20 protein-coding genes and 1 pseudogene are annotated in these 21612 nt (G+C 66.6%); 8 read left to right on the top strand and 13 right to left on the bottom strand.

Translation table 11 applies throughout. The annotated features are described in order from the left end of the window. A pseudogene (locus G5C50_RS21575) lies at positions 1-234 on the bottom strand (hypothetical protein); the annotation flags it as partial. A gap of 480 nt (positions 235-714) precedes the next feature. Here G5C50_RS21575 and G5C50_RS21570 point away from each other — a divergent pair. Both G5C50_RS21570 and G5C50_RS21565 read left to right on the top strand, forming a co-directional pair. Continuing rightward, complete coding sequence (locus tag G5C50_RS21570) at positions 715-936, top strand: hypothetical protein (protein WP_165072816.1); 222 nt, start codon at positions 715-717, stop codon at positions 934-936. A gap of 296 nt (positions 937-1232) precedes the next feature. Further along, the gene (locus G5C50_RS21565; protein ID WP_165072814.1) at positions 1233-2294 is read left to right on the top strand and encodes a DUF1559 domain-containing protein; all 1062 of its coding nucleotides are present in this window, start codon (positions 1233-1235) and stop codon (positions 2292-2294) included. Positions 2295-2449: 155 nt separating this feature from the next. Here the strand turns inward: G5C50_RS21565 and G5C50_RS21560 are convergent, their stop codons facing one another. From G5C50_RS21560 to G5C50_RS21535, 6 genes are all read right to left on the bottom strand, one after another. Continuing rightward, the gene (locus G5C50_RS21560; RefSeq protein ID WP_165072812.1) at positions 2450-3331 is read right to left on the bottom strand and encodes an ATP-grasp domain-containing protein; all 882 of its coding nucleotides are present in this window, start codon (positions 3329-3331) and stop codon (positions 2450-2452) included. Between the two features lie 93 nt (positions 3332-3424). Continuing rightward, on the bottom strand, positions 3425-4078 hold the full coding sequence (locus G5C50_RS21555) for a hypothetical protein (RefSeq protein WP_165072810.1): 654 nt from the start codon (positions 4076-4078) through the stop codon (positions 3425-3427). A 129-nt stretch (positions 4079-4207) separates the two neighbouring features. Beyond that, positions 4208-4867, bottom strand: a complete 660-nt coding sequence (locus G5C50_RS21550) for a hypothetical protein (protein ID WP_165072808.1) — start codon at positions 4865-4867, stop codon at positions 4208-4210. 89 nt (positions 4868-4956) lie between these two features. Further along, the gene (locus tag G5C50_RS21545) at positions 4957-5985 is read right to left on the bottom strand and encodes a biotin--[acetyl-CoA-carboxylase] ligase (protein WP_240907308.1); all 1029 of its coding nucleotides are present in this window, start codon (positions 5983-5985) and stop codon (positions 4957-4959) included. Further along, positions 5982-6881 (bottom strand): carboxylating nicotinate-nucleotide diphosphorylase, encoded by a 900-nt coding sequence (gene nadC / locus G5C50_RS21540; protein WP_165072806.1) that lies wholly within the window; start codon positions 6879-6881, stop codon positions 5982-5984. The genes G5C50_RS21545 and nadC overlap by 4 nt, the downstream gene beginning before the upstream one ends. Before the next feature lie 26 nt (positions 6882-6907). Then, the gene (locus G5C50_RS21535) at positions 6908-7972 is read right to left on the bottom strand and encodes a sugar ABC transporter substrate-binding protein (protein ID WP_165072804.1); all 1065 of its coding nucleotides are present in this window, start codon (positions 7970-7972) and stop codon (positions 6908-6910) included. Between the two features lie 379 nt (positions 7973-8351). Between G5C50_RS21535 and G5C50_RS21530 the strand changes: the two genes are divergently transcribed. The 3 genes from G5C50_RS21530 (at position 8352) to G5C50_RS21520 (ending at position 13276) form a co-directional block, all read left to right on the top strand. Further along, a complete protein-coding gene (locus G5C50_RS21530) occupies positions 8352-9515 on the top strand; it encodes a DUF1559 family PulG-like putative transporter (RefSeq protein WP_165072803.1) in 1164 nt (387 codons plus the stop codon). Positions 9516-10138: 623 nt separating this feature from the next. Next, the gene (locus G5C50_RS21525; RefSeq protein ID WP_165072837.1) at positions 10139-11668 is read left to right on the top strand and encodes an arylsulfatase; all 1530 of its coding nucleotides are present in this window, start codon (positions 10139-10141) and stop codon (positions 11666-11668) included. Between the two features lie 354 nt (positions 11669-12022). Then, positions 12023-13276, top strand: a complete 1254-nt coding sequence (locus G5C50_RS21520) for a peptidoglycan-binding protein (protein ID WP_165072801.1) — start codon at positions 12023-12025, stop codon at positions 13274-13276. 21 nt (positions 13277-13297) lie between these two features. Here the strand turns inward: G5C50_RS21520 and G5C50_RS21515 are convergent, their stop codons facing one another. The 5 genes from G5C50_RS21515 to G5C50_RS21495 all read right to left on the bottom strand — a co-directional run bounded on the left by G5C50_RS21515 (position 13298) and on the right by G5C50_RS21495 (position 15924). Continuing rightward, positions 13298-13762, bottom strand: coding sequence for a DUF4262 domain-containing protein (locus G5C50_RS21515; RefSeq protein ID WP_165072799.1), 465 nt, complete (start codon positions 13760-13762; stop codon positions 13298-13300). 22 nt (positions 13763-13784) lie between these two features. Continuing rightward, on the bottom strand, positions 13785-14219 hold the full coding sequence (locus G5C50_RS21510) for a helix-turn-helix domain-containing protein (protein WP_165072797.1): 435 nt from the start codon (positions 14217-14219) through the stop codon (positions 13785-13787). Beyond that, complete coding sequence (locus G5C50_RS33295; protein ID WP_407673577.1) at positions 14180-14509, bottom strand: type II toxin-antitoxin system HigB family toxin; 330 nt, start codon at positions 14507-14509, stop codon at positions 14180-14182. Before G5C50_RS33295 ends, G5C50_RS21510 begins: the two co-directional genes overlap by 40 nt. Before the next feature lie 246 nt (positions 14510-14755). Continuing rightward, positions 14756-15157: a ComEA family DNA-binding protein gene (locus G5C50_RS21500; protein WP_165072793.1), complete on the bottom strand. Its 402-nt coding sequence runs from the start codon at positions 15155-15157 to the stop codon at positions 14756-14758. 323 nt (positions 15158-15480) lie between these two features. Further along, complete coding sequence (locus tag G5C50_RS21495) at positions 15481-15924, bottom strand: hypothetical protein (protein ID WP_165072791.1); 444 nt, start codon at positions 15922-15924, stop codon at positions 15481-15483. A gap of 616 nt (positions 15925-16540) precedes the next feature. Here G5C50_RS21495 and G5C50_RS21490 point away from each other — a divergent pair. Beyond that, positions 16541-17368: a CDC27 family protein gene (locus tag G5C50_RS21490; RefSeq protein WP_240907307.1), complete on the top strand. Its 828-nt coding sequence runs from the start codon at positions 16541-16543 to the stop codon at positions 17366-17368. Continuing rightward, positions 17365-17718 (top strand): hypothetical protein, encoded by a 354-nt coding sequence (locus G5C50_RS21485; protein ID WP_165072790.1) that lies wholly within the window; start codon positions 17365-17367, stop codon positions 17716-17718. Before G5C50_RS21490 ends, G5C50_RS21485 begins: the two co-directional genes overlap by 4 nt. Before the next feature lie 12 nt (positions 17719-17730). Here G5C50_RS21485 and G5C50_RS21480 read toward each other — a convergent pair whose 3' ends face one another. Next, positions 17731-19128, bottom strand: coding sequence for a cobyrinic acid a,c-diamide synthase (locus G5C50_RS21480; RefSeq protein ID WP_165072788.1), 1398 nt, complete (start codon positions 19126-19128; stop codon positions 17731-17733). A 393-nt stretch (positions 19129-19521) separates the two neighbouring features. On the opposite strand from G5C50_RS21480, the gene G5C50_RS21475 reads away from it, so the two are divergent. Then, positions 19522-21591 (top strand): coiled-coil domain-containing protein, encoded by a 2070-nt coding sequence (locus G5C50_RS21475; RefSeq protein WP_165072786.1) that lies wholly within the window; start codon positions 19522-19524, stop codon positions 21589-21591. The last annotated feature ends 21 nt before the right edge of the window (positions 21592-21612 follow it).

The following is a 21612-nucleotide window of genomic DNA, read 5'->3' as shown; positions in this document are numbered from 1 at the left end:
CTCGACCAGCGCCCGCTCGATCACGTTCGCCGGCTGCCACTCCTCGACCCACTCGCGGAGCCGAGCTTCCAACTCCGCCGGATCCTCCTGCGGCAGCACGAGCGGCTCTTTCGACCGCATCCCATGCTTCAACGCGTTCATCCGCGCCTTGGCCTTGCCGGCCTCGGATTTGGGTCCAGTGGACTTCTGAGCGTTCTCGCGATTGGCGCGGATTTGAGCCTCGGTGGGGGGCATGGCGGGGGTCTCCTCGGTGGGTGCGCAGGGGGGCAGTCTACATGGACTATGGTCCCGGATGGTTTTTTTGTTCGGAGACTTCGCGGTTTGTCAGGATTCAGAGGCATGAGGATCCCGTTAGACACCCCTAATAATTTCGGTGCCATCAAGATCCGGAGTTCCGTTTACATTTCACGTCACAAAGGAGTATGGACCCTTGCCACCAGGCGTTTGATCTGCTATTTCTCAAACGTCATTGTTCTGATCGTCCGGTCATTCGGCGATTTTTGAGGCTCAGGTCGTGCTGAGTTTCCTTTTGCTTCTGCTGCTGCAACACGGTTTCGGTAAGAGGAACGTGGTTCGCGTCAGGGCTTAGCAGCCTTCCGTTCCCGGTCGGTTCAGCCGGTCTGCGAGCCGTCGAGTCCGTTCTTGCAATCGATTCATCATGCGGCGACGGCGAGGCCGTCCGGCCGGAGTCGTGCGCCCGCGGAGTCATCTATTATGCGTTCGAGCGCGTTCATCGGGCTTTCCGTCGTGGTCCTCGTCGCCGGTTTCGTCGGTTGTGAGCGAGCGAGCGATCCCGTTATTCGACAGGTCGAAGCGGAAGGCACCGACGTTCAGATCGCTCCTGAGGCGACTCAAGGCGTCGCAGGTGCCATCAGAGCCCAGGCGGATCAGGAAAAGAGGCAAGCTGAAGCGGACAAGAAGGCCGGCAGACGTTGAGCCGTCTCGGCTTGAGTTTGCTGGGCTCTCATTTCGCTTCGTCGTCCAGCCAGGTTCCTCGGGAGCGGACGCGCCAGTCCGCCGGCGCGCGAAAGCGCGGACCGGCGATTGGTCGTCGTCTATGAATGATCGTCGCCGATTGATCGGTTGAGGACCACCTCGCAGAAGAACGCTCCGATTCTCGCTGCCAGATTCGACTGATTGGCGCGATCGCGCGATTCGGTCGAAACCCATCGACCTTCGACGGGCCCGTTTGAGTTTTTCGATCCCTCATTTCTCGTCGTCAGGAGCACTCCATGTCTCTTTCTCGCAGACGCGGCTTCACGCTGATCGAGCTGCTGGTGGTGATCGCGATCATCGCCGTGCTCATCGCCCTCCTCCTACCGGCCGTTCAGGCGGCGCGCGAGGCGGCCCGACGCAGCCAGTGCATCAACAACCTCAAGCAGCTCGGCCTAGCCATCATGAACTATGAGAGCAGCACCCAGTGCATCCCGCCGGCCGGGTCGACCTGCGGTGCCCAGCGATACTCCATGAAGGCGCGGATCCTGCCCTACATGGAGCAGACGCAGATCTACAACGCCTTCAACTTCATGCTCTGCCCTTACAGCTGGAACGGCGCCGGTGCCATGCTGACCGGGACCTGCACCAACGGCATGGCTTACAACGACGATTACTATCTGGGCCGCTGCTCGAACGCTACGGCCGGCTCGACCAACATCGCGTCCTTCCTGTGCCCTTCCGACGGCAACGTCGGCAATGCGGGTCAGAACGCGATCGGCGGCGGCACCTACCCGGTGGCCGCGACCAACTACGTGACGAACGCCGGTTATGAGCGCCGGTATACCGGCAACAAGACCAACGGTCCCGCTTGGTGGACCGGCGGCGACGGCAACGTCGGCATCATCGTCACTATCGCCACGATCACCGACGGCACCGCCAACACGATCGTCATGAGCGAGTACGTCAAAGGGCGCTCCGGGGCCAACCTCCCCGGCCTCAACGCCATGTGGACCAAGCCCGGAACCCTGGGCGGCAGCGGCTCGCCCTACAAGGACGCCCTCGACTGCCAGAACGCCACGACGATCCAGTGGGATTACAAGGGCGAATACTGGGACTACCAGGACACCGGCCGGGGCGGCACGTATCAGCACACCTGCTTGCCGAACACCAAGTCCTGCTACTACGGCGGCTGGGGCTACGACGGCGAGGCGGCCGCCAGCTCCAACCACTCGGGCGGCATCAACGCCCTCTTCCTCGACGGCACGGTCCGGTTCATCAAGAACTCGATCTCGTACCAGACCTGGTACTCGCTCGGCAGCACCAACCTGGGCGAAGTCGTCAGCGCCGACTCGTTCTGACGCATCGACGACGGCATGACGTCAGCCTGATTTGATGAGAAACCGACGCGGCGAGGTTCAGGGCGACCCTGGACCTCGTCGCGTGGTTGTTTCGAAGGACTTCATTCCACCCGCAACCCAAGGCTCGCGCAGCCTCGTCGCCATGGCGAGCGCGGTCACCGCAGTGCGGCGTCCGCCAGCCGATCGGCGGCCTCGACCTCGTGGGAGAGGCCCAGGTAGGGCTCGTTGATCTCCAGCTCCATGAGCAGGAGCCGGCCGTCGCGGGCGACGCCGTCGACGCGGGCGAAAAGGAGCGGCGAGGGGACGGAAGCCAGCACCCGGAACGCTTGATCGATCATCCAGGACGGCGGCTCGACCGCGCGGACGGTCCCGCCGTAGCGGAACTGGACGCGGAAATCCCCCTCGGCGGGCGTCTTGGTCAGCGCGTGGCTGAACGCGCCGCCGACGAAGATCAGCGACCACTCGCCGGCCTCGTTCAACTCATCCAGATACGGTTGAACGAGCATATCGCGATATTGAACCGCCTCGCGCAGGACCTCCTCGGCGCGGGCGACGCCGAGGCAGGCGGGCCCGGCGTCGGCAGGCTCGTCGGAGACCTTCCACGTCTCCGAGGCCCCGGCGGAGACGGCCGGCTTGACGACGGCCCGGGACCAACCGCGGCGGGCGAGGATCTCGGCGAGCGACGCGTCAGACCCGAGCGGGGCCAGTTCGGTCGGCACGATGGGGACGCCGATTCGCTCCAGGTCCAGCAGGTATCCCTTGTGGACGTTGGCGAGCACGGCCTCGGGCGGGTTCCAGAGGACGCCCGGGCGGTCAAGGAACGATTCCAACCAACGACGGTAGGCGTCGGGCTTCTCGTAGTACCACCAGGTCGAGCGGATCACGACGCGGTCGAACCCCCGCCAGTCGACGGCGGGGTCGTCCCAGACGGCCGGCGTCACGTCGACCCCTCGCCGGGCGAGGGCCTCGGCGAAGAGCCTGTCGTCATCGTGGAGGTCGGGAAACTGGGAGCACGTCGCGATGGCGAAGCGGGGCATGGCGGGCTCGGGCGGGACGAGGGCGGGAAAGGCCGACGGCGTTCCGATCGCCGCCGACCTGAAAGCCCATTGTAGCGGCCGTCGCCCCCAAGGTCAGGCCGTGGCGGGGAGCCAGACCGTGCGAAGCGGACGCTTGACCAACCGCATGACGAGCCACCCGAGCAGCAAAGCCCCCAGGACGGCACCGATCGCCAGCACTCCGTTGTAGCCGAGCAGGTCGGCGACCCAAATCGTCAGCTTCTGCAACCCCTGACGGCGTCCCTTGACCACGATCTCCTCGCCCGCAGCGAGCTTGCTCGCCGAGTCATAGACGGCGGCCCAGAACAGTCCCGCGATCAGCCCGAGGAACATCGGCGGCAGGGCGGCTTCGACGGCCCCGATCTCTTCCTGAGCAGGCGAGAACGACCGGCCGGCTTTCTCCAGGATCGCGGCCAGGATGACGTCGGCGTCCGAGTTGGGCGTGGAGAAGTCGAGCTTCGCACCGTCCTGGGAATGGAGCGTCAACGAGCCGTTCCCCGGCGAGACCTCGGCCTTCACGATCGCCCCGGCGGGCATCGTTTCCAACGTACCCCCGACCTCCTTCGGCTCCGCACCTTGCTGGAGCTGCTCCAGAACTCCCTGGGCCTTGCGCTTGAACAAGAACCCCTTGACCATCCCCTTGACGCGCAGCTTATGAACGACATCGCCCTGCAGGACGACGAAATCGGCAAACCGCTCCTGAATGTTCGCCCAGATCCGCGATTCCACGACACTCCCTCCAATCGCAACAGTAAATCCAGTACACACTGATGTGATCAATCTACGACGCCTCGCGGGTTTCGTCAATGGATGGCATGAAGACGCCATCCACTGGCTATTCGCCCGTCGAGTCGCCGGTCATGCAGGCGTAGATTGTCCCTCGGCGATCCACCAGGGGATGTGCTGGATCGCGCCAACTTCACCGGGGACGGCCATGCAGTGGAAGTCTTCGCCGTCGACGATCCCGCCCCGGAAATAGTCGCCCAAGAGCTTGACGTGAAAGGCGTAGACCTCGTGGCCGCCGGTGAGGCTGCGGGGCAGCCGGAGTCGTCGCGACTCCACGTACCGTTCGTCCTGCATCCAGGCGAGAGCCCCCCGCTCCTCGGCCGTCTCCATGGAGTTGGGATCGAGGAAGGTGAGCTTGGCCAGCAGGTCGATCCAGTATTCCTCGTCCTGCGCGACCCTCGGCTTGAACGAGCCGATCACCAGCCCCGGCGCGATCGTCCCGGGCTTCCTCGTCAGGAGGGTGTTGACCATGACCGGATAGGTCTTGATTGGCGAGCCGCTTTCGCGACGGCGATCATCTCCTTCCGTCGCCGCTTCCGGTGGGTCAGCACTTTCCAGCCGTGGTAGACGGCGAACGGCGCCCCCACGCCCGACATCGCGGAGACGAGCGTGACGAAGACATGTCCGTAAGGCGTACCGGCGAGCTTCTTCAACACCTGGATTGAACTTCCGGGAACTCAGGTACTCCAGATAACGCTCGACGATCTTCTCGTCGCTGGGTCGCGGCAGCATCGCAGGACTCGTTTCAACATCGCTGAAATAGACGCCAAACACCCAAGCATGATAAAAACCGCCCCGGGTCGCAATCCCGGTTCGGTCGTTCAGGCCGTCGCGGGCTCCAGCGCGAGGACGGCGTCGAGCTGGACGACGGTCGGCCCGCAGTCTGAAGAGGTCAGGGTCAGGCCGCTTTCGAGGTCGACATCGGTCAGCGTTCCCTCCAGGGTGTCTGACGAGGTGAGGACGCGGACGGGTCGGCCGAGGTGTTCGCAGCGGTCGCGCCAGGCGGCGGAGAGGGCGGCGGGGCCGTTGCGAAGGGTTTCGTCATAGCGGCGGTCAAGGCGGCGGAGGAGGTCGCGGGCCAGTTCGGAGCGGTCGAAATCGCGGCCGGCCAGGATGGAGAGGGACGTCGCCTTGTCGCGAATCGCGGGAGGAAACGCGGCCTCGGGGATGTTGACGTTCAGGCCGATCCCGACGACCACGGCCGAGGTCGGACCTTCTCCTCCGGGGGGGCGGAGCATCCTCTCCACCAGCACGCCGCAGATCTTGCGGCCGTCGACGCGAACGTCATTGGGCCATTTCACGAGCCCGGGGCGGCCCGTGCGATCGGAGACCACTTCGGCGACGGCGACCGCCGCCAGGACCGTCAGCCAGGCGGCCCCGCCGGGGGCGACGTCGTCGGGGGGAAAGAGCAGGATCGAGGTGAGCAAGCTCGAACCGGCCGGGGCGACGAACGCGCGGCCGCGACGCCCTCGCCCCGCCGTCTGCTCCTCGGCCATGACGACCAGGCCGTCGTTGGCGGGCGTCGAGGCCCCCCGCGCGGCGGCGTCGTTGGTGCTGCCGATCCGCCGCCAGACGGCCACACGGCGGCCGATCCGAATCGTCCCCAGATCGTGCTCGATCTGGTCCGGGCAAAGCCTCGGCGACGGGCCCCGATAGGCAATCGCGCCATCCTCGCGCCGCTCCAGGTTGAAACCGAAAGCCGCCAGCGCCGCCACATCGGCGGCCGGATCGCCCGACAGCTCGGCGAGCGGCACGAACGAGCCGCCGGCCTCGCGGAGCCGATCCAGCAGCGGGATATTCAGGGCCGGCGGTTTGGGATCGGCCCAGGTGGAGGGCGCTTGGGCGTTCATGGCTCTTCGAAAGTCACGTCGAGGGCGACGTCAAGCGCGACGGCCGAGTGGGTCAGAGCGCCGACGCTGATGCGATCGACGCCCGTCCGGGCGCGAGCGGCGACGGTGGCCAGCGTGATCCCGCCGGACGACTCCAGCAGCACGCCCGGGGCCGAGGCGTCGCGACGGCGGACGGCCTCGACCAGAGCCTCGGGGCCGAGGTTGTCGACCAGGATGACATCGGGCCGGCAGGCCAGCGCGACGTCGAGTTGATCGAGCGTGTCGACTTCGACCTCGATCAGCGTCCCCTTCGGAACGCCGGCCCGAGCGGCGGCGAGGGCGCGGGGGATCGGGTCGAGGGCGCCTCGGGAGGCGAGCCAGGCGAGGTGGTTGTCCTTGATAAGCACGGCGTCGTACAGCCCGATCCGGTGGTTGGAGCCGCCGCCGCAACGGACGGCGTACTTCTCAAGCATCCGCCAGCCGGGGGTGGTCTTGCGGGTGTCCAGGATCTTCGCTGCGGTCCCCTCGACCTCGGCGACGAACCGGCTCGTCAGGGTCGCCACACCGGACAACCTCTGCACGAAGTTGAGCGCGGTGCGTTCCAGGGTCAGGATCGAACGGAAGTCTCCCTCGATTTCGGCGATCAGATCCCCGGCGCGGAGCGCGTCGCCGTCGGCCTTGTGGGGCCGCCAGCCGCGAACGTCGAAGGCTTCCAGGACCAGGGCGACGACCGGGAGCCCGGCGAGGACCCCGGCCGTCCTCGCGACCAGCCGCGCCGAACCGCGGGCGGCTTCCGGGATGACGGCCGTCGTGGTGGCGTCGCCGCGGTCGCCCAGATCCTCGGCGAGCGCCAGGTGGATCAGAGCCTGGGCGTTGAGGCGCTCGGGCTCGCCGAAGCCGGGATGCGGGTCGGCCATCGTGAGTCCTCCTTCTCGACGGTTCCTCACTCGGCTTCGAACGGCTTCTTCGTCTTCGAGTCGTCGTCGGGAGGCCCCTGGGGAAGGCCGGTCTGGAGGCCCGAGGAGACGATCTCAATGTCGACCCCGACGCGATCCGAAACCTTGTCGCCGCGGAGAACGTGGACGGCGACGTTGATCCCCTTGCGGAGGATCCTGTCCATGAAGAAGAGGCCGACGCCGGCGTACTCGCCGGTTTTGATCATCGACCGGACGACGGACTCGTCGCCGCTGTAGCCGGCGATCGAATAGCGGCGTTCCCGCCTGACGGCCCCCTGGGCGGCGGCAAGGCTCACCGAATCGGCCGCGAGAACCATCGTCGCCTTGGGGTGCGCGGCCAGTCGTTCCAGGATGGCGGCCTTGCCCGCGGCGAGGTCGCCCTCGTATCGGAACTCGTCGACCTCAGCGACGCCGAAGTCGGCCAGCGCCTTCTTCAAAGCCGCGGCGCGGTCGGCGACCAGGGGGTCGACGGCCGGCCTGGAGACGACCAGCGCTCCCGCCTTGGGGTCGAGCTTGCCGTTCACGGCGTTCCGCGCAGCCAGTTTCACGAGTTCCGGGGCGGACTCGGCGAACGGCCTGGGCGCGACGACCACTTCGCGCCCGGATCCCTCGGCGGACGCGCCTTCGCCGCCCAGAGGCCGGCCGACGGCGACCACGAGGATCCCCTTGGCCTTCGCCTCGGCAACGGCCTTCACGAGTTCGGGGTCGGTGGTCTCAGGAGCCTCGATGATGATCGCCGGCGGCTTGCGGGCGATCGCCTCGCGGACGGCGACCGCCTGACCGCCGGCGGCTTCGGCGAACTGAACCCGGACCGTATCCAACCCGGCCTGAGTCCGCGCCGCGACCTTCAGAACTTCCACCTCGGTGGGGGAATTCGGATCCAGCGCGACCTCCAGGCTCTTCATCCCCTGACCCGACGATGCGGCCGTCGTCTTGGCGCGGTTGGCCAAACTCGGCGGCGGCTGCGTCTCGCAACCGGCCGAAACCAACGCCAGCGCCGCCGCGATCCAGGAACGACGAAGTCCCGACCCCACGAATTCGAGCCCCCTCATGGTCTCCCCAATCCTCCGAGCCAGACGCAAGGGATGAAATACGTTCGTAGTGTATCTCAAGCCCCGCCGGCCGAACATGGGGCAAAAACCTCGAAGTTCCACCTCGCCGCTCACGCAGAGAGAATCGCCGGCCGAGCAGAACGCCTCGGCCGACGGCGACTCCCCCACGAACACTTGCTCATCCGTCGGCGGATTTTTGGGTTCCCCCTTGTGGATGTCTTCCGCAGGCGTTAACCTGCGAACACGACACTGAGATTCAATCTCAACACTAGCCTCCCGCCAAACCATCCCGCACTCCCTCCTTGGGAGCGTGGGTGACTGAAGGCCCCTCCCATGCTGAGCGGGCCCGAAGCTTTTCTTTTGATCCTGGAGGTCGGCCGTGAGCCGCTCGCTGAATCGCGCCTTTACGCTGATTGAGTTGTTGGTCGTGATCGCCATCATCGCCGTGTTGGTTGGGTTGCTTTTACCCGCGGTTCAGTCGGCGCGGGAGGCGGCCCGGCGGATGCAGTGCGCCAACAATCTCAAGCAGCTCGGCCTGGCGTTTCAGAACTTCCACAGCTCTCACGAGCGGTTCCCGCCTTTCAGCTACGCTCCGCGGGGGCATGGCGACGGCGGCACCCCGGCGCTGCCGCCGGAGGCGGCGGGCTCGAAGCATTACGGGGCCTTCTTGCAGTTGATGCCGTTCATCGAGCAGGATCCGCTCGCTCGCAAGTACGACCCGACCCAGGCGCCGACGAGCATCGTGGACACGGACGGCGACGGCTACACGAATCGGACGCTTATCGGAACGCCGATCGCGACGTTCCTCTGCCCGTCGATGCCCCGTCCCAGCGGCTATTACTATGGGTCGTGGTCGAGCTACGCCGTCAGCCGGGGGAACTTCCAGTATTACGAGTACCCCGCCGGCACCGTTCTGACGGCCGGCTGGACTCCTGACGACGGTGCCGTGGCCTCAGCCTACGTCACCCCCGCTCCCCCCTGGTCGGACTCCAAGCCCCCGACCGCGACGAGCTGGCGCTATATCAAGATGGCGGACATCACCGACGGCTCCTCGAACACCCTCCTGGCCGGAGACAAAGGCGCCGGGATCAAGGGCTCGACGTGGACCGCCGGCGACGGGGCCGCGTTCGGCGTCGGCGGGTCTGGCCCGCTGGCCGGGAACCAGTTTACCGGGAACACGAACTGGGCCTATTCCCACCCCGGATCCGACAGCGCCGACGGCACCACGAACTCACCCATGAACACTAAGTTCCTCGTCGCCAAGGCAAGCTCGACGACGTTCGGCACCGGCGGCGGGACCGACGGCAAGTTCACCCCGTCCGACAACAACGGCACCCCCATGACCGGCCCGGACGACAACAGCCCCGGCGCCTGGTGGCGGGTGACCGCCCAGTCGGCCTTCCGCAGCGCTCATCCCGGCGGCTGCAACTTCGTCTTCGTCGACGGCAGCGTGCGGTTCATCAAGGAGAGCATCGCCATGTCCGTCTACAAATCCCTCGGCAGTCGAGCCGGCGGCGAGATCATCAGCGCCGACGCTTATTGACGACTCCGACGTCGTGGCGCGTGCCCGCCGCACTGGGGCTTCAACCCCAGTCCGGCGGGTTCGCCAACTCCGTCAGGCTCTTCTTGATCCTCGGGCCGGTTTCGAGTCAGGACGCCCACCTTTTCAGGGTTGATGGAACCCGACTCGACGGGTTCGTCGGAGTTCCTGAACCGTCTTCGTCTGCCAGCATGTCCCCGATTCTCTCCGCCATTTCTTCTCTCGGCCCGGGCTCCGGATCGATCGCCGTTCAACTCGCGACGGCCGATCGCATGTCTCTGGACTCGTAACGGACGTTGATCTTCGAGCATTGCACCGTCCCCGCCGATATCCGGGTTTTGGCTTGACTCCCACCAGACCCGCCTTCAACACGCGCTCAGCACACGATCGGCCGGTATCGTGCGACGGCCGTCGATCACCATTCTCTGATGCGTCCCCTCGGAATGCAGCGTCGATGAAGACGGGCGAGGGCCTTTCTCGCCCCTCCATCGCTCATGAGCCGCAAGCGACGTCGAGGGGACGCGGCTGCCCTCCAGGCTCGCACTACTGAAAACCCCAGAGTTGAGACGACCATGTTCAAACGACTTGATGGTTTGCTTGGCGCATTCATTGCGGTGGCCCTGACCATGAATCCCGCGCACGCCGCGGACAAGCCGAACATCCTGGTCATCTGGGGCGACGACGTCGGGTGGCAGAACGTGAGCGCCTACGGCCTGGGGACAATGGGCTACACGACGCCGAATCTCGACAGCATCGGGATGCAGGGCGTTCGGTTCACCGACCACTACGGGCAGCCGTCCTGCACGGCCGGTCGAGCGTCGTTCATCACGGGCCAGTACCCGATCCGCTACGGGATGACCACGGTCGGCCAGCCGGGCGACACGCTGGGTCTTCAACCCGCCTCGCCTTGCCTGGCCGAGGTCATGAAGGGCGCCGGCTACGCCACCGGCCATTTCGGCAAGAATCACCTCGGCGACCGCAACGAACACCTCCCGACCGTCCACGGATTCGACGAGTTTTATGGGAACCTTTACCACCTCAACACCCAGGAGGAGTCCGAGCAGCGCGACTACCAGCAGTTCGCCAAGGCCTACTCGGGGAATCTTGAAGCCTACGAGAAGAAGTTCGGCACTCGCGGCGTGGTCCACTCGTACGCCGCCGCCGCCGACGACGCCACCGTCGATCCCCGGTTCGGAAAAGTGGGCAAGCAGAAGATCGAGGACACCGGCCCGCTCACCCAGGAACGGATGAAGAATTTCGACGCCGGCGAGGTGATCCCCAGGGCCGAGGACTTCATGAAGAAGTCCAAGGCCGACGGCAAGCCGTTCTTCGTCTGGCTCAACGCCAGCCGAATGCACCTCTACACCCGCCTCAACGACCAGTGGCGCTACGCCGCCGAGAAATACACTTCAGAGGCCGACATCCACGGCTCCGGGATGCTCCAGCACGACCACGACATCGGCCTGGTGCTCCAGTTCCTGAAGGACAACGGCCTCGAAGAGAACACCATCGTCTGGTATTCCACGGACAACGGCCCCGAACACTCCTCCTGGCCGCACGGTGCGACCACCCCGTTCCGCGGCGAGAAGATGTCCACCTATGAGGGCGGGGTCCGCGTCATCTCGATGCTGCGGTGGCCCGGAGTGATCAAGCCCGGCCAGACCCTCAACGGCATCCAGTCGCACCAGGACATGTTCACTAGCCTCGCCGTGGCCGCCGGCGTGCCGGACGTCAACGAGCGCATCATGAAAGAGAAGAAGCAGTTCATCGACGGCCTGAACAACGTGCCCTACTGGCGGGGCGAGGTGGACCACTCAGCCCGCAACCACATCTTCTACTACTATGAGTCGAAGCTCTCCGCCGTGCGGATGGGGCCGTGGAAGTTCCTCTTCTCAACCAAGGAAGACTACTACGCCAACCTCGTGCCGCGCACGGTGCCGCTGGTTTTCAATCTCCGGATGGATCCCTTCGAGAGCACCGACAGCAAGGACTCCTACGGCCACCTCATGCAGAAGGTGTCCTGGCTGATGGCTCCGATGGGCGAATTGATGGCCGCGCACCTGAAGTCCCTCGCCGATTACCCGCCGGTCCAGGGCGGCAAGTCCTTCGACATGTCGAACGTCGTCGAGGAGTTCGTCAAGAAGGCCAAGCAGTGATCGCATGATCGGACCGAACCGACCGGGACGTCGACCCGGACCGGTCGGGACGCCGCGCGGCGACCGGCCGCCTGCGAAAGTCGTGCACGCAGGCGGCCCGTGTCGCCCCGAGGAGACGAGAAGCGACAGGATTTCCGGGAGCCTCCTCCGCCAGGCCGACGGCGGCCCGAGACTCGTCGACGCAGTCGGCCCCCGAAGGAGGTTTGCGGTCGAGCGATGGATACGGCGCGAGGCTGACGTCGTCCGTCCACTGCCTTGCCAACGGTGCGACGAACGGTCACCATCAAGGAGATCATGACGACGCCCGCCCACAGACGCCCACCCACCATCCCTCCTCGAAGAGGCCGCACCGCCATGACGACCTGGCCAGGCTCCAACGCGCGACGACCCAGCCCGCTCACCTCGGCCGCGATTCTCGGCCTCGTCTTCCTTAGCGTCCCCGCTGCCGACGCGACCGCGCAGGCGCCGGCCGGCCGTCAGGGGCGAGAACGAAGCCCCAGCCCGGGCTTGAAGCTCGGCGACACCGGCTCGGCCGTGGAGGATCTCCAGCGGCGGCTGAACAAGGCCCTCAATCCCTCGCCCGGCCTCGACGACGACGGCGATTTTGGCGAGGCGACCAGGACGGCCGTGATTCGATTCCAGCGCGAGAAGAACCTGCCCTCCTCGGGCGTCGTCGACGCCACGACCCGCAGCGCCCTGGGAACCGAGCCCCTTCCCGAGCCGGAGATCCCGCCGCCGTCGGTCGTGAACGCTCAGACTCCTGCGAAGCAGCCGGCCGACTCGCTCGACGGCCCGCCGTTCGTCTCGGCCAAGTCGTGGGCGATCCTCGACGGCAAGACCGGCGAGGTCCTCTGGGGCGACCGCAAGGACGAGCCGCTCCCCATGGCCAGCACGACCAAGATGATGACCGCCCTGATCGTCGGCCGGATCGTCGCCAAGGACCCGAAGGCGCTGAGCGAGGTCATCACCTTCTCCGAGCGCGCCGACCGCACGCCGGGCTCGACCTCGGGCGTCCGCGCGGGGGAGAAGGTGTCGGTCGAGGAGCTGCTGTACGGCATGATGCTCCCCTCGGGCAACGACGCCACCGTGGCCTTCGGCGAACACTTCGGCGATCGCTTCCCCGGAGCCGGTGAACCTCTGGCCCGATTCATCGCCGAGATGAACCGCACGGCCGCCGAGTTGGGCCTGAAGAACACCCGCTTCGCCAACACCCACGGCCTGCCGGCCGACGACCACCACGCCAGCACGGCCGACCTCGCCCGGCTGGCGTGGTTCGTTCAGAAGGATCCTCTGCTCGCCAGGGTGGTCTCCACCCCCAAGCGCGGCTGCACGCTCGAGGACGGACAGGGGAACAAGCGGAACGTCGTCTGGTCGAACACCAACCGACTGCTGGGCACCGAGGGCTACGACGGCGTGAAGACGGGCACCACCAACGCCGCCGGCAATTGCCTGGTCGCCAGCGGCCGACGCGGCGACGACCACGTCATCATCGCCATCCTCGGCGCCCCCACGACCGACGGCCGCTACCTCGACGCCCGCAACCTCTTCCGCTGGGCCTGGAATCAGCGCAAGGCGAAGGACTCGTCGGCGACGGCGGGTGGGCGCTGATCTCACCCCGAGGTCAGGACATCAAGCCGGCCCCGCAGCCGCCGGCCGATCCAGCAAGGGTTGGCGGTTGCGAAACCACTCGTCGGCCTCGTCGTCCCACGGCCAGACGCCGTCGACCGTGGGAAAGACGAGTTGCAGCACGCGGAAGTTGGGGCCGTTGTAGAGCCAGAGGTCCCAGCCGAAATACTCGCCGTAGTGGGATGGGTCGACCGCGAGGAACTGGCACTCGAAGCCCTCGAGAAACCCCTCGACGCGCTGGCCGGGCTCAAACCGTTCCCCCGCGCGAACGCGGCGGTTGTACTCGTTGACGATGAAGTGGTCGAGCGGCTGCTTGAGCCCGATCACGACCACCTCCGGAGCCCCCGAGGACTTCTCCACGCCCACGGAATAGGCGAAGGGAGGAAGGTCATCCTCCTCAAGGACATGGATGACGTGGCAGCCGTACCGCTCGATGTCCGCGAGCGTGCGTCGTTCCTCTTCGTCCATGACGACCTCCGGGGTGGCTCTGTCACAGACCCAGGAACGTTGCGGGCGTCAAGCGGAACCGCTCCCCCAGGATCTTGGCTTGCTCAAGCGTGGGCATCCGAGTCCCCTGGCAAATGGCCGAAAGGGTGCTTTGGGCGATGCCGATCTGTCTGGCGAGTTGAGCCTGCGACAATCGGTGTTGATAGAGCATCTCCTTCAGGACGTCGGCCGGTGGGGCCGGTGGTCCATAGGGGATGTTTTCGGTCTCGAAGGTCTCGACGAGGTCGGTCAGGGCGTCCAGGTAGGCTTCCCCCCCCGCGTCGAGATTTTGCCGGAGCAATCCATGGAGAACCGTCTCTGCCTCTTTGAGATGGTCCCAATCCCGAATGCTCGTTAAGGGGAACCGCCGCACCAGTTCAAAGTAGGAGTCGGGTAGCGTTACGACCTGGCTTTTCTCGTCGGCGGCGGCTCGTGGCATCCGCACTCGCTTTCCCATAGAGACCTCCGCCTATTCCTGGGATCTTTCCGATCATAGTCGGCGTGCGTCATCACTTTGAGAGTGTAAACAAGACCCCGCCGGTAGTTTATGCGAGCGATCAACCGCCATCGGTTGTTCCCCACGTCGAAAACCGTGCAAGAGCCCACCTGATCGGCCGAGCCGAAAGTCTGCTTGAGTTCTCCCCAGTTCGTCCATTCGTTCGATTTAACCTTCTTTTCCCACTCGCGCAGAGGCTTCTCGGCGTCCTTTTGAGACTCCCAGAATTCCATCAGAGTTCGCCGGGTGATGATTCGCACGCCCCTATCGTACAGCGCAAGGCTCGCGATGGAGGTTACCATCCGCCCCACAAGCCAGGGGGCAAAAACGACGAGCCAGTGCCTTTCGCCGTCGCATCACCGAGCAGCGCTTTCTTCAGTTCATCGCTTCACTTCATGTTCCAGCCGTCGTCGACGAGTTGCTCGACGCGGGCAAGGTCTCCCCTCCCGGTGGCCAAGTGCAACACCTCGGAACGGGAATCAGCGCCCTCGCGTCGCCGGTTCGCCCAGACTGTTCGACGCTACTGGACCGGTGCGGATATGGCGGGCGAGGCGGGCCAGGGTCGCGGGGCCGACCCCCCGGGCGCGGCGGGAAAGGTCGGAAGGGGTGCGGAAAGGAGCCTCAGCGCGGCGGTCGTCGATCTCGCGAGCCAGGGCCGGTCCGATGCTCGGCAGGGCCGACAAGACGCCGGGGGGAGCCGAGTTTACGTCGACGACCAGCACCGGCGCGGGGAGCGGCTTGACCGACCGCGTCGGGGTCAAAGCCAACATCGTCAGCCCGACGGCCAGGCTTAGCGCCGTCAAAACGCCCCGGCCGGCCGTCGACCAGGGCCCCGCCGAGCCTCCCGCGATCCTGAACGCGTGTTCCGCAAGTCCTGACATGGGCGTCCGTTGCGCGTGACGATCGAGTCATCGACCACTGCAATGAACGTATCTCCTACGGCTGCCCTTCGGCAAGCGCGACGCATGAACACCAAGCGCAGACGCCTCATCGAAAGCCTGTCGAGGTGGCTGGCCGAGGGCTCCGGTCGAGGCTTCGATCCAATGAACATCCGGAGCATGCGAGCCTTCTTTGTCTCCTTTCCCATTCGCGACGCAGTGCGTCGCGAATGGGAAAGAACCCATACCCGGAGCCGTCACCGCCATTCGATCGCCCTGTGAATTGGGGCGGCCGATCGATTCACTTCTCTGTGAACGGCTAGCTCTCAGTCGCGACGCAGACGCTGGAAGCCCGCGAACAGGAGGGCTGAGACCATCGCCAGGGCCATCATGACGACGGCCGAGGGCTCGGGAACGGCCGTGGAACTCACCGGCGTGTCGACGTCCTGACCGACCGACGAACCGTCGCCGCCATAGGAAGGAACCGGCGGCATGGAGGGAGTCGTCGACCCTCGCATGATGTTCGTCCAGGTGGGCGAAACTTCCACGGAGGTCGTCGGAGACGAGCCGTTCGCGAGTTCGAGGATCCGCCCCACGTTGGGGTGGTAATGGTCGAACCGCCGCTCATTGAGGGCGTGGCGAAATTCCAGCATCCTCCACATCGGGGTGTCGGGGAGTTCGCCGCCGTGAGTGGCGGCGTACTGCTGGCCGGAGAAGATCTGGCCGGCGTGTTGAATCTCCCACTTGCTGGGTGCAACGTAGAATCCCATTCGATGCGACCTTTCCGCCTCAAACCGACCACCGAGGTTCTCTTTCGCGACCAGTTCGGCGCGCACCGTCTCCGATGCGCTCGACGTACGACTCGCGTCGTCGATCGCTTGACCGCGTCAGCCTTCCGCCGCAATCGGGAACGTCGGAAGCCGCCCGCCGATGGAAACGGGTCCGCCCTTCCGACCCGGGGGGGCGTCCTTCTTCGACGCCCCCCCGTCCCTTCTTACACGTTGTACGCACCTCTTCCGGTCGTGGGTCGTGGATGCCCCGAGAATCTAGGCCATGTTTTCAGCCGTCGACGAACGGCGCCGACCGGCGTTGTATCCTTGCCACTCCCGTCGCCTCGGCTCATCACCGTCCTCGCCGGCGTCGGCGTTGAGCAACCCTTTACCTAGTTATGGTCCCTGGCGGCGGAAGTTGTCGGCGAATCTTCGAACGAGGGGCGACCACAGGTGCAAAAAAGGGAAACGAAAGGATTCGAAGATCTTGGAGGGGGTTGACGGCCGGTGTTAGACTCACCCTTCGCGATCACGCCCGGCCGCCCTGCGGCCAGTTTCCGCGCAACGATTGGGACGCCCACCCCCTTGGGGCCTCCGCATCGATAGGAGCCGCACCATGGCTGACGCCCCGACGCCCAGGGCCCGCTATCGGGATCCCCTGACGGCGACGTTGGCTCTCCTGCTGGCGGCGTCCACCGGAGCAGCCGTTGCGCGAGTGGACCGGGCCGGTGATCCAATGCGACGATGCCAAGCGGTGGGAGCCGACGCCATGATGGGACCAGTCACCGGGCCGTTGCTGGCCGAATACTACGAGGCGTTCCTGCTCGATCGCGACCTGGCCCTGTTCCGCGAACGGGTCGACGCCCGGTACGCCGAGGAAACGCTCTGCCGAGTCCTCGAACTGTCTCCCTACACCTCCGCCCGCCGGGGGGCGGTGCTCGCCCTGGGGGTCATGGGGAGCTTCGACGGCTGCAACGTCATGCTGGGCCGGGCCCTCCGCGACGACGACGCCGTCGTCCGCACGATGGCCGAACGCGCTCTGTGGGTCGTCTGGTTCCGTGCCGACACGCCGGATAACAACCGCGACCTGGAGGAGGTGCGAGCCCTGGTCTCCGCCGGCGCCCTGGATGAAGCCATCGAACGCGCCGGCCGCCTGATCGCCCGCTCGCCGAAGTTCGCCGAGGCCTACAACCAGCGGGCCATCGCCTACTTCAAGCAGCGCCGATTCGCCGAAAGCGCTGAGGATTGCATCAAGACGCTCACGCTCAACCCGGTCCACGTCGGGGCCCTCGGCGGCCTCGCCCAGTGTCAGGTGGAGCTCAACCAACCCCGCGAGGCGTTGAAAACCCTCCGCCGCAGCCTCAAACTCCAGCCCCACAGCGAAGGGCTCAACGAGCACATCCGGATGCTCGAAGCCGGGCTGGAATCCGACGGCCCGCGATGACTCCCTGGTACGACAACCTGGAACCCACGCCGGTCGACGGCCTCACCTGCATGGTCGAGGTCGAGCGGGTCTACGGTTTCGACTGGGATCGATTCGACGAGGACGACTGGAGTCGACTCTCGCAGGTCTGCGAGGGGCTCCCCGGCGCGATCAAGCCAGGTCCCTCCGGGCTGCCCGGCGGTCTGGTCTACTGGTTCGGCGACGACGAGGACGTGCCGCCGTACCTCTCGGCCTCGGTGGAGCCGCCCGGTTTGCAGGTTTACGGAATGCTCCCCGAAGCCGACTGGTCGGCCTGGGACGCGCGATTCCAGGCCGAGGCGACGACGTTGCCGACGCGTGCTTCGAGGTGACCCGACCCCGCCTCAGACCTCGGCGTCGTCCTCGGGCCGATGGACCGTCGTCGGGCGGCGGAGCGAGGGATGGTGGGGGCCGGCGAAGGCGGAGACCACCTCCGGCAGCGCCGCGAGGTGCAGGTGCACGAAGCTGCCGACCGCGTGGTGGCGGAAGTAGAAGTCGCCGTCGCCCGACAGACGCCCGGAGCACGAGGGACATTCGAAGGCCGTCGGGCTGAACGTCAAGTTCCAGCGCCCGCTGCGATACCCCCGGACCTGCGTCCCCCGAGGACCGAGCCAACTGTCGCGGGCGAGGGTCCGTTCGACGGGTTCGGGAGGACGAGGCGCGGCGGCGAACTCCGCGTCGACGGGAAGGATGCCCGCGCCGGGGATGCGCTCGCCGTCGACGATAATTGAGCGCCCGAGGTAAGCCGAGCCGCCGCCCTCGGTGTAGAGCCGCTGGCCCCGGCAGACGTGCTGCCGCAATGAGGCCGCCATGCTGAGGTTCGAGGCCAGTTGATGGGCGTACTGGTTGGCCAGGCCGCAGCCGATCATGACGAGATCCACGCCCTCCGGCAAAGCGCCGTCGTTGAGCGGGGAGAATTCGACGAGTTGGGCCCCCATCGCGGCGAGGGCCTCAAAGGTGTCCGGGAAGTAGCAGCCGAAAGCGTCGTCCCGCGCGTAGGCGACGCGGAACGAGCCCGAGGCGCCGACCGGACGGCGGCGTGAGGGCCGCTCGATGAAGTCGGGGTAGGGCCGGCTCGCGGCGAGGCGTTCGATCGCGGCGAAATCGGCGTGTTTCAGGAAGCTGGCGGCCAGGGCGTCGACCGCCTCGCGGGGAAACGTGCCGGCGGGGGCCGATTCGACCTCGCGACGCGCCTCAGCAAGCCGCTCGACGGCCCCCACCACGGGGAGGCCGGTCGCGACCCGGACCAATCGGCGGCAACGCTCGAAGTCCTCGGGATCGTCAAGACCGTCGAGAATCACGGCGACGGCGTCGCGAGGAACGTCTGGCAAGTGGAACGTCCCACAGCGGAAGCCCGAGACCGGAACCACGCCCACCACCGGCAGTTCCAGGATCCGAACCAGCGGCCCCAGATCCCCCGAGGCCGATTCCATGCCGGCCTCGCAGGCGAACCGGGGGCCGTCCAGCCGCCCCTCCACCACGCCGAGGTCGGCTCCGCGAACGCCACCGACCATGAGGGTCTGGCAGACGTCCGGCGGCATCAGCCAGGTGTCCAGGTGCCGGCCGGGCATCCCCGTCGCATGAGCGACAAGTTCAGTCGGGGTCGGGCAGGCCCGCGTGCGAAAGTGCTGCACCCGCCAACGGCGGGCCGTCAGCCCCGCGATCAGGGCCAGGCCGGCGATCGAGGGGTCCGGGCCCGAGGTGGACGTCGCCAGGGCGATCCGGGGGACGGGCGTCGTCATTGCATTCGCGTTCCACCACGCCGGCCGAGCGTTCCGACGCTCGACACCTAATTCATTCGTACAAATCAACAAGGGGGAGAAGCGGGCTCCCGATGCAACGCAGCCAGAAAAATCCGGCGGTCGCGGTCCGGGACGCGGTTTTCCACGGCGATCCGCCGTCGAAAAGTTGGGGCTTTAAGCCGTGTCCCGACCCGTCCCAATGATAGGGCGTCCGCCATCCAGGTCAAGGCGGACGCCGGCGCGTGTGGTGACGAGAACCGACGTGGATCTCGCCTTGCCCGCCGACGAGGCCGTGGATACTCTACGCCCCGCCCGTGCACGGACGCCCGACCGGGCCGATTCGATTCGCGTCCTCGCTTCTATGAGACACCTGTACGGGAAGGACCCCGCGCGATGTCGCAATCCGGAACAGACGGCCGCCCCGCGCGGTTCGACGTGCGCGCCGCGGCCGCGGCGGCGATCGTCTTCGGCGCGCTCAGCGGCGGCGCCGAGACCCAGCAGGGAGGCAAGCCCAGCGGCGACGGCCTCAGCCGAGAAGCGCTGGACGATCGTCCCTCCTCAACCGTCCACATCCCGGCCCCCACCAGAACCAAGGCCGCACCAGTCGCAAAGCCGGACGAGAAGCCCACTCCCGCCGCGCCGAAGACCGAGGCCGCCCCTCCGGCCCCGAAGGTCGAGGCCACCCCTCCGGCCCCGGAGGCCAAGGCCGCCGAGGGAGCCGCCCCCGCTCCCAAGCCGGCTGCCGCACCCGGCCCCGGTTTGTTCTCACCCGAGGAGGCCCAGGCCCTGCGGACTGAGGTCGACGCCCGGCTTAAAGCCCTGGCCCCCGCTTCTGAAGGAGGCGAGGCCAAGGCCGACGCTGATCCCTCCGCCAAGCTGGCCTCCAAGGCGCTGGGCGACGTCCTGGAAGACCGCCGACGCCGGCTCGACGACTACGACAAGCTCACGAAGGACCTGGCCGGCCTCGCTTCGCCCGAGAACGACCCCGAGCGCAAGCTCGCCGAGGCCAACGCCGAGCTGGCCGACCTCCAGCGCCGGTCGGAACAGCCGGTGGAGGCCCTGATGCCGACCATCTTCGCCCAGGACGGCCCCATCGACCAGGCCGGGCGAACCCAGATGAAGGAGGCGATCGAGGGGATCGCCAAGGACGTAAAAGCCTATCAGGACAAGCTTGAGTCCACCCCCGCCGTCGCCGAGAAGGAGGCCAAGGGCCCTCTCGCCGACCTGAAGGCCGAACGCGACCGGATCGCCCAGGGGATCGCCGCGATCAAGGCCCGCGCCGACGGCAAGGACGCCGCCGCCCCGCCCCGATCGGCGGCCGACCGCAAACTGGCCGAGGAAAAGGCCGTCAACCTCCGCGTCGAGGCCGCCGTGGAGAATCTGCGGCTCCAGATCGTCGAGAAAAAGATCGCCCGAACGGCCAAGCAGGTGGAGATCGCCGCGGCCGACCGCAAGCGCTGGATCGCCCGCGTCAAGATCGGCAACAAGACCCTGGAGCCGATGCAGAAGCGGTTTCAGCGGCTGTCCGACGAGGACGAGAAGGATCTTCAGCGCAAGGCCAAGGCCGAGCAGTCGAAGGCCTCGATCGCTCAAGACGCCATCGAACGCTATCGAGCCGAACGGCTGGGCGAATTGCTCGACCTGGAGGCCCAGGTGGTCCGCGCCGAGCAAGCCGCCGTAGTCGCCATGGAGCCATCGCTGGTCGACATGACCACTCAGGCGAACATCGCCCAGGCGAACTTCCAGCGGATCAAGGTGCTCGTCGAGGAAAGCAACCTCAGCCGGGTCGACGTCCTCAGCATCAACGCCGACTACCGCCGTATCGACCCCGAGCGCAAACGGATCCGACGCGAGGAGCGAGACGCCGTCGACAAGCGGCTGCGCGACTACACCAACATGCTCGCCGGCGTCGAGTTGAACCAGATCGAGGACCGGCTCCTCGACCAGATCGACCTAGACGACCTGCTCGACAAGCTCCCCGTCGCCCGCCACGAGGCCGCCACGGGCGTCTGGCGCGACCTGGAGGACAAACATTCCGCTCTCCTGGAGCGCCGTCGCACCGCCCTCAAGAACCTGGTCGGCGACCAGCAGGAGGTGCTCGACGCGATCGACCGGCGGCTGGCGACCCTCGATGACGAGTCGAGCTTCATTCGCACCCACCTGTTCTGGGTCCGCGACCAGGACCCGATTAGCCTGTCAACCATGACGGTAGCCGCCGGCGAATTGCGTCGGCTGACGCGGGCCTCCATCGGCCTGGCCGGCGAGGCGATCACGCCGACCGGCTGGAAGCGGACGGCTCCGGAGTTCCTGGCCGCCTCGGCGGTGATCCTGGCCCTCCCTCTGGGGATCGTCCGCGCCCGCCGGGCGTTGAAGCGACGGCTGGCCCAGTGCCTCCCGGCCCCCGAGGCCGCAACCGGCGGCGAACTGAAAGTCGACATGAAACCGGTGGTGCATCAGGGTTGAGCGTCCTCCTTCCGCGAAGGG

It is taken from the genome of Paludisphaera rhizosphaerae (genome assembly GCF_011065895.1).
GTDB lineage: Bacteria > Planctomycetota > Planctomycetia > Isosphaerales > Isosphaeraceae > Paludisphaera > Paludisphaera rhizosphaerae.
This window is presented reverse-complemented; position numbering and strand designations above follow the sequence as displayed.

What these genes read in the sequence shown, in the direction of transcription:
- G5C50_RS21570 (WP_165072816.1), top strand. Translation starts at nt 715, where the DNA reads ATGCGTTCGAGCGCGTTCATCGGGCTTTCCGTCGTGGTCCTCGTCGCC.
- G5C50_RS21565 (WP_165072814.1), top strand. Translation starts at nt 1,233, where the DNA reads ATGTCTCTTTCTCGCAGACGCGGCTTCACGCTGATCGAGCTGCTGGTG.
- G5C50_RS21560 (WP_165072812.1), bottom strand. Translation starts at nt 3,331, where the DNA reads ATGCCCCGCTTCGCCATCGCGACGTGCTCCCAGTTTCCCGACCTCCAC.
- G5C50_RS21550 (WP_165072808.1), bottom strand. Translation starts at nt 4,867, where the DNA reads ATGCTGCCGCGACCCAGCGACGAGAAGATCGTCGAGCGTTATCTGGAG.
- G5C50_RS21545 (WP_240907308.1), bottom strand. Translation starts at nt 5,985, where the DNA reads ATGAACGCCCAAGCGCCCTCCACCTGGGCCGATCCCAAACCGCCGGCC.
- nadC (WP_165072806.1), bottom strand. Translation starts at nt 6,881, where the DNA reads ATGGCCGACCCGCATCCCGGCTTCGGCGAGCCCGAGCGCCTCAACGCC.
- G5C50_RS21535 (WP_165072804.1), bottom strand. Translation starts at nt 7,972, where the DNA reads ATGAGGGGGCTCGAATTCGTGGGGTCGGGACTTCGTCGTTCCTGGATC.
- G5C50_RS21525 (WP_165072837.1), top strand. Translation starts at nt 10,139, where the DNA reads ATGAATCCCGCGCACGCCGCGGACAAGCCGAACATCCTGGTCATCTGG.
- G5C50_RS21520 (WP_165072801.1), top strand. Translation starts at nt 12,023, where the DNA reads ATGACGACCTGGCCAGGCTCCAACGCGCGACGACCCAGCCCGCTCACC.
- G5C50_RS21515 (WP_165072799.1), bottom strand. Translation starts at nt 13,762, where the DNA reads ATGGACGAAGAGGAACGACGCACGCTCGCGGACATCGAGCGGTACGGC.
- G5C50_RS21510 (WP_165072797.1), bottom strand. Translation starts at nt 14,219, where the DNA reads ATGCCACGAGCCGCCGCCGACGAGAAAAGCCAGGTCGTAACGCTACCC.
- G5C50_RS33295 (WP_407673577.1), bottom strand. Translation starts at nt 14,509, where the DNA reads ATGGAATTCTGGGAGTCTCAAAAGGACGCCGAGAAGCCTCTGCGCGAG.
- G5C50_RS21500 (WP_165072793.1), bottom strand. Translation starts at nt 15,157, where the DNA reads ATGTCAGGACTTGCGGAACACGCGTTCAGGATCGCGGGAGGCTCGGCG.
- G5C50_RS21495 (WP_165072791.1), bottom strand. Translation starts at nt 15,924, where the DNA reads ATGGGATTCTACGTTGCACCCAGCAAGTGGGAGATTCAACACGCCGGC.
- G5C50_RS21490 (WP_240907307.1), top strand. Translation starts at nt 16,541, where the DNA reads ATGGCTGACGCCCCGACGCCCAGGGCCCGCTATCGGGATCCCCTGACG.
- G5C50_RS21485 (WP_165072790.1), top strand. Translation starts at nt 17,365, where the DNA reads ATGACTCCCTGGTACGACAACCTGGAACCCACGCCGGTCGACGGCCTC.
- G5C50_RS21480 (WP_165072788.1), bottom strand. Translation starts at nt 19,128, where the DNA reads ATGACGACGCCCGTCCCCCGGATCGCCCTGGCGACGTCCACCTCGGGC.
- G5C50_RS21475 (WP_165072786.1), top strand. Translation starts at nt 19,522, where the DNA reads ATGTCGCAATCCGGAACAGACGGCCGCCCCGCGCGGTTCGACGTGCGC.